The sequence below is a fragment of the Mariniphaga sp. genome (genome assembly GCF_041687215.1).
In the GTDB taxonomy this organism is placed as follows: domain Bacteria; phylum Bacteroidota; class Bacteroidia; order Bacteroidales; family Prolixibacteraceae; genus Mariniphaga.
In genome coordinates, this window is sequence record NZ_JAWLCI010000006.1 from 95,247 (window position 1) to 106,756 (window position 11,510).

General features: G+C 44.4%; 7 protein-coding genes. All 7 read right to left on the minus strand.

All coding sequences use genetic code 11. The features are described from left to right. The 7 genes from ACESMA_RS04415 to ACESMA_RS04445 all read right to left on the minus strand — a co-directional run bounded on the left by ACESMA_RS04415 (position 1) and on the right by ACESMA_RS04445 (position 11,507). Positions 1-903, minus strand: coding sequence for a glycosyl hydrolase family 17 protein (locus tag ACESMA_RS04415; RefSeq protein WP_372947559.1), 903 nt, complete (start codon positions 901-903; stop codon positions 1-3). A 52-nt stretch (positions 904-955) separates the two neighbouring features. Further along, the gene (locus tag ACESMA_RS04420; protein WP_372947560.1) at positions 956-2,386 is read right to left on the minus strand and encodes an MFS transporter; all 1,431 of its coding nucleotides are present in this window, start codon (positions 2,384-2,386) and stop codon (positions 956-958) included. A gap of 42 nt (positions 2,387-2,428) precedes the next feature. Continuing rightward, a complete protein-coding gene (locus tag ACESMA_RS04425; RefSeq protein ID WP_372947561.1) occupies positions 2,429-3,925 on the minus strand; it encodes a glycoside hydrolase family 30 protein in 1,497 nt (498 codons plus the stop codon). A 45-nt stretch (positions 3,926-3,970) separates the two neighbouring features. Then, complete coding sequence (locus tag ACESMA_RS04430; RefSeq protein ID WP_372947562.1) at positions 3,971-5,326, minus strand: MFS transporter; 1,356 nt, start codon at positions 5,324-5,326, stop codon at positions 3,971-3,973. 2 nt (positions 5,327-5,328) lie between these two features. After that, entirely contained in the window at positions 5,329-8,739 is a 3,411-nt protein-coding gene (locus ACESMA_RS04435) for a hypothetical protein (RefSeq protein WP_372947563.1), read from the minus strand. Positions 8,740-8,804: 65 nt separating this feature from the next. Next, positions 8,805-9,638, minus strand: coding sequence for a family 16 glycosylhydrolase (locus ACESMA_RS04440; protein WP_372947564.1), 834 nt, complete (start codon positions 9,636-9,638; stop codon positions 8,805-8,807). Positions 9,639-9,650: 12 nt separating this feature from the next. Further along, positions 9,651-11,507, minus strand: a complete 1,857-nt coding sequence (locus ACESMA_RS04445) for a hypothetical protein (protein ID WP_372947565.1) — start codon at positions 11,505-11,507, stop codon at positions 9,651-9,653. Positions 11,508-11,510: the final 3 nt, after the last annotated feature.

Genomic DNA, 11,510 nt, shown 5'->3' on the forward strand with positions numbered 1-11,510 from the left:
TTAAAATTTCAGCTTTTCATGTTTGTCCCAAATTCCCCAATAGGCGCCCACTTCGCCTTCGGCGCCCACTTTCCACGATTCATCGAACGAGGAGAAGTAGAAAACTTCAATGTTTTCATCTATCGCCCAAAGCTGGGTGTTTACGAAATATTTCAATGCGTTAATGTGCGATGGAACAGCATTCCCCAATGATTCGCCTTTGCTGGGCCAACCTGTTTCAGTAATAATGACTCTTTTCCCCTTTCCTGCCTCAACAGCCTGCTGGTACATTTGCTGCATGTGCGGCAGGGAATAGTTGTAATCCGTTCCCTCCCAAAACGGGTAACAATTGCACAAAATCACATCGCAGAGCTCGGTTATTTCGGGGTGCTGCACAAATTCGTAATAGGCATCCACATAGCCAACCGAAATGCCCGGAAGTTCATTTTTTACATGGCTGATGGTTTCCAGAAGTTCTTCTTTCGGTAAATCATTCCGGTAGAGCACTTCGTTGCCCACAGCGGCAATATCAACAAAACCATCTTTTGCCAACTGAATCAGGTTTTCTATTTCCTGGCGGTTCTTTTCCTTGTCGGTTCCCAACCAGGCGCCCACAAGGGTTTTTATGCCCAGTTCTTTGGCAATTTGCGGAATCAGCTCATTTCCTTCGATACACGAGAATGACCGAATCCATTGCGTATAAGGTTTTAATTGTTGCAGCCGGCGCCTGATTTGCCCTGCTGAAATAATATCGCCGGGTTTTTGCCCGTCTTCGTAAAGGCTGAAACAAAAACCGTGAACGCCTCCGTACAGAATTTCCAGAAAAAGGTTTCTGATATCTTCATCTGATTTTTTTTCGAGGGGCTGTTTATCAAACTTTTTTGATTCCCTGAAGTTTAAAAATTGTTCTGGTCTGAATGACATATCTTTGATTATTAAAAATTTACATTACAATGATTCAATAGAAAGAGGCATTTTAAAGTTCTCCTCTTCGTCTAACCAATTCTTCTTTAATTTCTCTGGCTTTTTTCTCAGTGAGGTCGTACCCCCACATCACCCATATAGCCAGGCCGGCGGTAAATGCAGGCACGATAATATCGGCAAGCCTCAGGTTTATAATGGTATCGGCTGTTTGCTGTGCGGCAAGCTGGTCGAAACCTACCAGTTTGAGCACCAAACCACCCAAAACAAGAGCAAGACCTTGTCCCAGTTTCACCATCCACCAGTAAATGGCTCCGAATGTCCCTTCCTTGCGGGGCATGCCATTGTTTAACTCGTCGAGGTCGCACACATCGGCGGTCATGCTCATCATCAGGGTAAACAACCCGCCAATTCCAAATACCATTAGGGGTAGGGGCATAAACATTAACCATGGATTTTCAGGATTGAAGCCCCACCATTTCAGTGCATATCCCACCATGGAAAGAGCGGTGGCATAAATGAATGCTTTTCTTTTTCCCCATTTGTTTGCCATCCAGGTAATTACCGGAATGATTAAAAATGCAGTAAACACAGCGCTGATGGTTGAGAACCAGGCCGGCCAGGTACCGGCAGCGCCATAATCACCTTTAAACATATAGAATACAATGATGAAATAACTGAACGAAGCTACCATTTGGAAGCCGTTGAAGACCAGGAATGTTGCTCCGCAAAGCCTTACAAATGAAACGTTCTTAAAAATCAGCACCATATTATGGAGCAAACTTTTTAAACTTTTATAAATATTTCTTATCGTTAGTTCGTCGCGGTTGGTAAGGTTTGCCTGGTCAATTTCTTTGCAGAACAAGGCGGGCAACATACCCAATATCATACAAATGCCACCAACAATTATGGCCAGCCTGCGAACACCAATAGCCTGTGTTTCGAATAAATTGGGGTTGGCAATAAGTACCCAGAACCAGGGCACTATCATCCAGGCTACCTGACCGAGAGTTTGCGAAAAACCCATTAAACGGGTTCGCTCATTGTAATCCGACGTCATTTCATAACCCAACCCAATAAGAGGTGTTGAAAACATGGTGTTTCCAAGCAGATATACCATGGAAAGAATGAGAAAATACCAGAAGTTGTATGCCTGGGTATTATCGGGATTAAGTTGCCACAAAACGGCAAACAAAACACCGCTGAGAATGGCGCCTACAAAAATATAGGGTTTCCGGCGGCCAAACCTCGATTTTGTATTGTCTGTAATATAACCCATAATGGGGTCGGTAATGGCATCGAAAAACCGAGGCAAACCGCCGAGTAAACCAGCCAGAAAAGGGTCCATTCCAAAAGCTGTAAGCAAGAAAAAGGCGAAAACCCCTAAAGCACCGGGCAACAGGTTGTTAACTAAATGTCCGGCGCCAAAGGCTGCCTTTTGTCCGAAGGGAACCCTGTCTTTTAGCGGTGTTACATACTTTGACATAATTTATTGATTTTAAGTTATAATTTGTTGTTCTGAAATTTTCTATAAGGTTTTAATTAAAATGGATTGAATGGCTTTTCCGCTGATGACGAATTCCACTGATTTTTCATTCAGGTTAAGTTGAATACCTTTTGTCTCCTCCTCAGGATTGAAGACGATTACGGCTATACTTCCATCGGTATTTCGGGCAGCGGTTACCATTAAATTATCAGCACTGTTATCAAACCCGATTCGTACAGCGCCCGGCCTTATGTACCTGCTGAAATGGGCCAGCGCATAATAAAGCGGTGTAATGTAAACTTCATCCTGCTCCGGGTCAACAATAACCGGCGCCACACACCAATTTTTCGCCCAATTGGGGCCGCCCTGCCGGTCGAGCACCATGTTCCAGTCCACCCAGCCATCTACCCCGTTGTTCAGGCAACCGATAATGTCGCGGGCATACCGGAACACCGGAACGTATTTGGGGTGTAGATGTTTTTGTTCTTCGGGTGCCCAGTCCCATCCCCAGTCAGTGGCATCCTTCGACCAGTACCAGGCGTCGTCGTTCCAGCGAGGAACCTGCGCGTCAATGCAGGCCTCGGTGTTGATGAGGTGCTTGCCGGGTGCTTTGTTGTACGCGTATTGCAACGCTTCGGGGAAATATTCCACGGTGCTGGCATACCAGTGTACAGCTGTTCCGTCGAAATAATCGCGTGCCTTTTCGTCGCCAAACATCACATCAACCCAAATTTTCAATTGCTCGTCGCGGTTTTGGTCGAAGCCGAGGATTTTTACTTGATGCCCGTTTTCCTGTAGTTTAGGCCACAAGTGATTCTTTACAAATTCCGTCATTTCTTCCGGGGAGTAATGCATACTTTCCCAGTTGCTGTCATTCCCCAGCGGTTCGTTTTCAACGGTAAAACCCCAGATGTCGATTTCTTCAGCACCGTATGCATCAAGGTATTTCGAGAAGAACAATGCCCAGGTTTCGTAATATTCCGGCAACAGTTTTCCGCCGCGCCAGTCGTTGTTGTCTTTCATCCACGGTGGAGCAGTCCAGGGCGATGAAATGATTTTGAAACCGTCTTTGGAGATGGCCTGCGCATCTTTAATCATGGGTATAATGTCATCCAAATCTTCTTCGATGGAAAAATGTTCCAGTTCAAAATCGCCTTCCACAGGAGCGTAAGAGTAATTTCCCAAAGAGAAATCGGAGGAGTTCATGTGTGTGCGGGTCAGGGAATATCGGGCGCCCGATTCGCCAAAATAAGCTTCCAGAATTTTATCGCGGTTTTCCTGGCTTACCTGGTTGAGCAGATAAGCAGAAGCCTCCGTGAAAGAACCGCCAAATCCGGTGATGGTTTGGAATTCTTCGTCGGGCAAAATGGAAATTTTCACGATGGAGTCTGTCTCCGGAAATTCAGATAATTGGGTTAGTTTATTCCCATTGGCTGAAGTTTCGAAAACTTCCACCTCAAGTTTTTTTGAATTCATACAACTACTTATGAGAAATATGGTGAGAAAAACAGGTATTAGTTTTGGTAAAATTGTCTTCATTCTGTTTGATTTTTCAACTTGCATCGCTTGCATTATTAATCGATTTTATTCTTGTTCTTCTCTTCTCTGTTCCAGTTCTTTCTGCATCACAAGGCAGGTTTTGTGGTCGATGGCATAGTAGAAGAGCAGAATAGCGCACGACATGTACAGCACTCCGGGAAACACTGAAATCATCAGTTTTATGCCGTTTATGGAGGTGGCTGTTTGTTCGGCATTGGGCACAAACTGAAACAGGGCCAGCATCCAGCCTGCCAGTGCGCCGCCAATTCCCCATCCGGCTTTTTGTGCGAATGTGGCTGCCGAAAACACCAGTCCGGTGGCACGCCGGTTGAATTTCCATTCAGAATAATCTGCCGTATCCGCAAGCATGGTCCAAAGCAATGGAACAGCAGGGGCGTAAGTAAATTTGGCCAGTATATTCAGGATGTAAACGGAATAGATGTTTTCATTTCCGGGAAGATATAAAAGGATGAAAAACAATCCCGAAAGCAGTGAACTCGCCATATAAACATTCCGTTTTCCAAAACGTTCTGCCAGTGGTTTCGAAAAAGGGATACCCACAATTAAAGCTACCGTTCCAATAACATTAAACAGTTGTACGCTTTCTTCCTTCCCGATGTAATATTTGAAGTAATAGGCAATGGAAAGGTTTTGCAAGGCAAACATGATAAAAGAAACAATGCCAACGAAAAACAGGATAACCCAGGGTCGGTTTTTGAACAGGTTTTTAATATCCTGTTTCAGATTTTTTTGCTGTTTTGACGGGGGTTGTATCCTTTCCCTGGTGGATTTAAACGTAATCATGAACAGCACAAAACTGATGGCCGCAAACAGCATCAGCGTATATTGATACCCTTTGGCATTGTCGCCTTTGCCAAAATAATTGGCCAGGTAAAGCGCGGTTCCGGTAACAATAAACTGCCCGATAAAAGCGAAAATGAAACGGTAAGAATTTAATCCGGCCCTTTCGTAGGAGTCGGACGTCATTACAGCGCCCAGCGAAGAATAGGGAAGGTTGATGGCCGTGAAAACCGTCATCAGCAATAAATAGGTAACCCCGGCATAAATTACTTTTCCCGTGTTTCCAAAATCGGGTGTTGAAAAAGTCAGCACAGCCAGCACGCTGTAGGGGAGCGCCATCCAGAGCAGATAGGGACGAAATTTTCCCCAGCGGGTATTGGTGCGGTCGGCAATAATGCCCATCAGCGGGTCGCTGAACATGTCCCAGAAACGGGCAATCAGCATGATGGTTCCTGCTGCTGCAGCAGATATTCCAAAAGTGTCGGTGTAAAAAATCAGAATCCAGAAGCCCACCATGTCCCACACAAAGTGCGAAGCCGTGTCGCCCAGACCATAGCCTATTTTTTCCTTAACAGATAATTTTGCTGTGTTTTTGTTCATCGTTATTTGTTTATTGAAATTTCAACTTTTTCTATTTCACCGGTTCTTTTGAATAGTAGGGTGCTGATTTCCTGACTCAGCGTTTTACCTGCAATTTCTACCTTGCTTTCATCAGCAAAATGAACGGTTATATTTTCGATTTCGGAGAGCGAGTAAACCACCGGTGTCTGACAGATTGTAAATGCCAACTGACCGGATGAGAGTATGATTTTTCTGATTTCGCCGCTGTATGTTTGGTATTCAAACGTTTGTGCTTCATTCAGAAACTCCTCTTTTCTAAGCAGTAGTGGATTGAAACGCAGTTTTCCATCTTTTACAAATACCCCCAACTCGCCAAACCTCACCAGGATATCTTCCTTCACCTGACCGGTCATTCCGGGTTGCTGGGCGCCCCGGTGCTGTGGTGTGTGCGAATACGGGTCGGTGGGGAATGCGCCATACAACTCAGGCGATTTGTGTACTCCGATTCCTGCTTCAATTTCGTAGTAGTGGTCAAGCAGCCTTCCGGTCACTTTTTCATCGGCGCCCTCTTCCATGGCTTTCAGGCAAACTTCCTGCACCGCCAGATGCAGTTTAGATACCATGTGCCAGTAAATGGAGCCCAGTCCTTCGTAGGAATAAAATGTGCCCGACCTGCCCGTAAAAGCCTTGTGGTTAAATACTTTCTCAAAGATATCGAGAACCAAATTCCGGTCTTTTTCAACCAATTCTTTATATTCACTTTTCGATATCCTGCTTAGCGCATCTTCCAAATCGCGGGCATTTTTGAAATTCCCGTTGAAATGCAATCCACCCTGAATGTCCTGGTTAACAATTGCTTTATTCCCATCGGAAACCAGTTTTTGAAGCAATGCTGATTTTTGCAGGCTGTCAGCCGGAATATTGTTCTTTTCCAAAAAGCCGGGGAGTTTTTTATTGGGATATAAAATATAGCTATACTGGTCTTCGCGGAAAAGGGCGCTGCTTTTAAGTGCATCCAAAACCTCAAGCGCCTGCTCTGAATTTAAGTAACCCGAACTCAAAACCGCCACCTGTCCTTCGAGCATTTCTGAGAGATACGAAACAGAAACTTCGGTATCAGTGGCCGACATCAGGTTATAGGCATGGTACAGTTTATCCGGTCGCTGATTGGCGCGGATGGAATGTTCAATAAAATCGAGGCAAACGCCGGTAAAAAATTTCAACTCTGTTATTGTAATTTCTTCTTTTGTACCTTCAAATCCATTTTGGTAAATGTGCTGGCGATAGTCCGATGCAGCATTTCCAAGCCGGTCCAGAATATTTTTTCGTTCCGTATTGCTTATTTTTCCAGTCAGTAAAGAACTGGATTCTGCAAGCGTATTTTGAACAGATTGGTAAAAAACATTCAATTCGGCAGAAATTGTTGCGTGTTCCATTTCGCAACTTTTTAGGGTATTTTGAAAAAACTTCAGAAAACGGTGCAGATAGTAAAGCGTAACCATCGACACCCCGTTTCCTACCAGCGCATTGTTGGCGTCGTTCCATTCCGGCCGCTGTGTGTTCATCCAGATTCCGGCTTCGGGAATAAAATTCGACAGTTTTGCCAGCAGGGTGGCCAGCACTTTTTCAACGAAATTCACATGGTAAATTTCCTGTTTGCCGGAAGTTAGCAATGCGCCGTCGGCCCCAATTGATTCACGCTGCTTTCTGATGGAACCATCCCAGTTGAGGTCAAATTCAATAGTATCTTTCGGGTTTTTCAGGAGTTGTTCGTAAGGTTTAATTTTATACGGAACCGCAGCGTAAACAAACCAATCCTTGTTAAAAAACGATTGTAATTTACCGGGGTAATATTTTTCGATGATTTCAAAAAACTTCTGCAAATAAATAATCTGATGGTCGCCCCAGTAACCGATGTACGACCAGGGATTGTCGGGCTCGATGGTTTCCCAGTCGAATCCGTCTTTGGTCACCCGATACGGATTGTACCCGTCGAACGTTGAGGCATTTAGAAACTTGAAAATCATTCCATCAATAAACTCAGGGAATGAATGGGCCAAAGCCTCCCAGTTTTGGAAAATATCCCGCCAGTTTCCTTCATAATCCAGTATTTCTGAGCCATCGTTTTCGTTTTGAATGTTGATGGTGAAATAGTTCCAGGGCCGGCTGGGGTCGCCGTGCCGGCGGCTGAATTTCAGAGGCAGGTACTCTACCGAAAGCCGGGTTAAATCAGTGTCGCTGCTGTTTTGCAGAAGCTCCTTCAATGCAAAAAGACTGAAAATTTCGGGAAGTTTCGCAATAAAATTCTGGTTTCTTTCCACCACATTTTTATTGGCATTAACCAGGTATCGGATAAAATCTTCCTTTTTAATTTGGTAGTTGTCGTCAAAAATTCCACCGCGCATAATATTGAACAGCACGTTGGAAAAATGGCGGGAGTCGATTAGTTTATCAGCCGTAAATTGCTGACCGTCTGCACTCGCCACCAGTTCAACCAGCTTTTCTGTTCCAGAGTCGATATCTTCCTGAATTTGCCTGTCAAGTTCAGCTTTGTTTTTTATTTTTTGAAACAGTTCAACGATTTGCGCATGATTCTGATTGACATTGGCTAAGATTTTCCAGCCCTTTTCACCTTGGGCAGGTAACCGGATTTCTTCAGAAATAAAATAAGCTCCCTTTTCTCCTTTAATATCCTTTTCATTTGCCAATTCTCCGTTCCTTCTGAATTTATCCAGTTGCAGTGAGGAAAGCAGGTGTTTTGGTTTTTCCAATCCCAATGACCATGCGATGTTTGCTTTCAGCGCTTCGCTGGGTTCTGCTTTGTCAACAATTATAGCGCTGAGGGCATAAATTCCCAATCCGGATTCCGGCTCCAGTTCACTTCGTTTGTAGGCATCTACCAGGTTGCTGGTAGAACGCTGCAAGTCGCTGGGCACACCAAAAGGCATAATGTTCTGAATTCCGTCCAGCAGGGTAATTTGGTAATCGTTGCCGGAAGTATTTTTCAACGAAACTTTTTTGACGAAACCAAAAATCTTCGATGAATTCCACTGATAGCTGAATTCCAGCCCCAAATCATGGTTGATTTCTTCGAAAATGATTTTGTTGCCGTAAATGCTTTTGCAGAGGTTCCGGCTGATGTTGTATTTCCCGGTAAACCGTTCAGAGAAAGGTTCCCAAACATGAACCTGATTTCCCTCGCGTACACGGAAAATTGTTTTACTTCCTGTAATGTCGGCCGACTCGGTAATTTTATCGTCGGTGTAATAGGGGAACAAAGCATACTCAGGGTTTTTGCGTCCGGCCGAAATTCCGCCATTGCTCGAAATAAACATCCAGTGATTCGAATCGCTGACGATGCTCATAAAGAAGGGGCGCAGGACATCGCAATTTGTTATTTTAAAGTAGCTTTCATTCTCGTATTCAACTACCTGCATTTCCACTTTTTTCATTCCACTATTTTTTTCAGATATATTTTGCTCATTGATTCAAAAATGATTTTAATGAACCATTTCGTTTATTTCACTTCCTGATAAACTTTTACATAATCGATAATCATTTTTTGCGGGAACGGCGTGTCGGTTGTAGGAAATCCAACGTAATTGCCACCAACCGCCACATTCAGCAAAATGAAAAAGGGCTGGTTGTACACCCATTCGCCGGGCACATCTTCGCGCTGGATGCGCTGGTACAGGTAATCATCCACAAAAAAGTCGATTTTATCCTCATCCCATTCCACAGCAAAAACGCGAAAATCGGTGTCAAACCTGCTGTTGGCAAGACCATAGCTTTTTGTAATGGGGTTGCCGCCTGAATACCCTGGTCCATGAATGGTTCCGTGAATAATGTGAGGCTCCTGGCCCCTCAGTTCCATGATGTCGATTTCACCACATTGCGGCCATGGTACCGTTTCGATGTTTTCGCCCAGCATCCAGAATGCAGGCCACAAACCGGGACCGTACGGTGTTTTTAAACGGGCTTCGAAGCGGCCGTACTTCTGCGCAAACAATCCCTGGGTTTTAATGCGTGCCGAAGTAAACCGGTTGCCGCTCTGAATAGCTGTTATAACGAGGTTTCCGTCGCCATCGAGCGAAACATTTTCGGGACTGTTGGTGTAACTTTGCAATTCAGCGTTGCCCCAGCCACCGTCACCGGTGCCAATGTCGAAAGTCCATTTTGTTGCATCGGGCAATTGCCCGGCAGGGCCGTCAAACTCATCACTCCAGGTTTCCTGCCAGTTGCGCTCTTCCAGTTTCTGGAAGTCGTCCCGCTCGCATCCTGCAAACAAAACCATTAAAGCAATGATTATGAACGGAATGCGGATTTTTTTGATTGTATCTGTCGTATTCATTTTTATGCTGATTTAATTTTTTCTGAAGTAAATGTTGTCCAGGTAGATGTCACCGTTTCCATCGAATTTGAGTTGAATGACATCGCTTAAATTCACAGGCGAAAAAGTCGATAACGGAATGTCGATACTCGTCCAGCCTGAAGTTGGAACTGTAAGGGAATAGCCTTTTTCAACCGGCCCGGGGCTAATAAGAAAAATGCTTACTGCTGTTGAATTGGCTGACCAGAAATCCAGATGTAAAAAGTCCATTCCTGAAACATCCTGGCTTGACCCCAATTCAATTCCCTGGTAGTTCAGTCCGGCCATTTTTAAGGTGTTGTTTCCCTGTATTTGCATTATTGATGTAGCAGTTGCCTGTCCCCAGTCAGGATTAACGTTTGTTCCCGCTATATCTGAATAGGCATCGCTAAATACACTGATTACATTGGCAGCGCTGTGTGTGGGCGCCGGAGCAGCAGTTGCCGGAACGGAAGGCGCGACAGCTTCATTGTAGAAATAAATGTTATCGACATAAAAGTTTGAAATATTGTTATTTACATCTACCAAAATGATTTGGGCGAGATTTGTTTTTGCGCTTAATCCGCTTAATTCTGAAAAGGAAATATCGAAACTAACCCATTGCTGCGATTGTGCTGGTGTTATAGTCTTCGTGACAGTTCCGCTTACGTCAGCGCCAAAATCCACCACTTCAAAACTTATACGTGCATTGGTTGTAAGCACATTCGGAATAAAAATATCCATGTGCAAATGTGTCATTGAAGAAGCATTAATTGTGGGAGAGCTGAATTCAATGCCCACAAAGTTAAAGTCAGTGTAATGCAGCACATGGTCGCCGGCAACTTCAAAATCTGCTGAACCTGTAGTTTGATAGGGCTGCCAGTATCCGTTGTAATAATTCACGGGAGCATTGGGATAGGCGTTGCTGAAAATAGAAATTACATTCTCGGCAGGATGTGTAGGCGTGGGTGCATGTTGAAATTCGCCCTGCGATTGTACCGTTAATGAACCGTCAACTGTTTCGCCTCCAACTGATGCTGTAATTTTGGCTTCACCCGGTCCTCCTGTAACCGACATGTTTCCGGCTTCATCAACCGAAGCAATGGATGGGTTGGATGACTCAAATTGAAAATAGGCAGGCGAAATATTAATTTCCTGGTTTACACCCGAAGGCATATTGTAAATAGAAGTCAGTCCTCCAATTGTTTTTGCAACTCCAATGAAAGAAGTTTCGGTTTGGTCTTCACCGTTGAGAATTCCAAATTGGGGATGGGCAATGGTCCCCAGGTTTTCGAATTTCAATTCATCAATCCAGAAAGAGTAACCTTTTTCCTCAGCCGGCCCAACAGAATAGAAAAACATTCCTCGTTCGGATTTTAGTTTGGATGGATCGGGAAGCGGAATGATGAATTTTTTCCAACTGGTACTCACACTCAGGCCTGAAATGGTGACCTGGTATTTTGAGGCGCCAAGGTCGTTCCCCAAACCAACCAGGTCAAGGTTTGCCGATTGGGAGGCTTTGGCCCAGAATGTTAAGGCATTGTAACTCGATAAGTCTCTGCCAACTTCGGTGGAAAAAACACCTCCGGCATAAGCTCCTTCCGGGTCTCCTGCATTGGGAACATCAAACCGCATGGAAGCTTTGGAATTGTTGTACGTTACATCGTTGTCCACATCGAAAGCCGTTGGAACTGAACCTCCAAAAGCTGAATAATTCAGACCTGAACTGAAACCGTCAATAAAGACTTCCGGATTATCGGGAAAGGTAACTGGTTGTAAATTCTCAAGTTCGCGTTCGCACCCCATTAAAAGTATCAGCACGATACTAACAGGAATAATTTTTTTTAATATGACCAGAATATTTGTATTCATCTT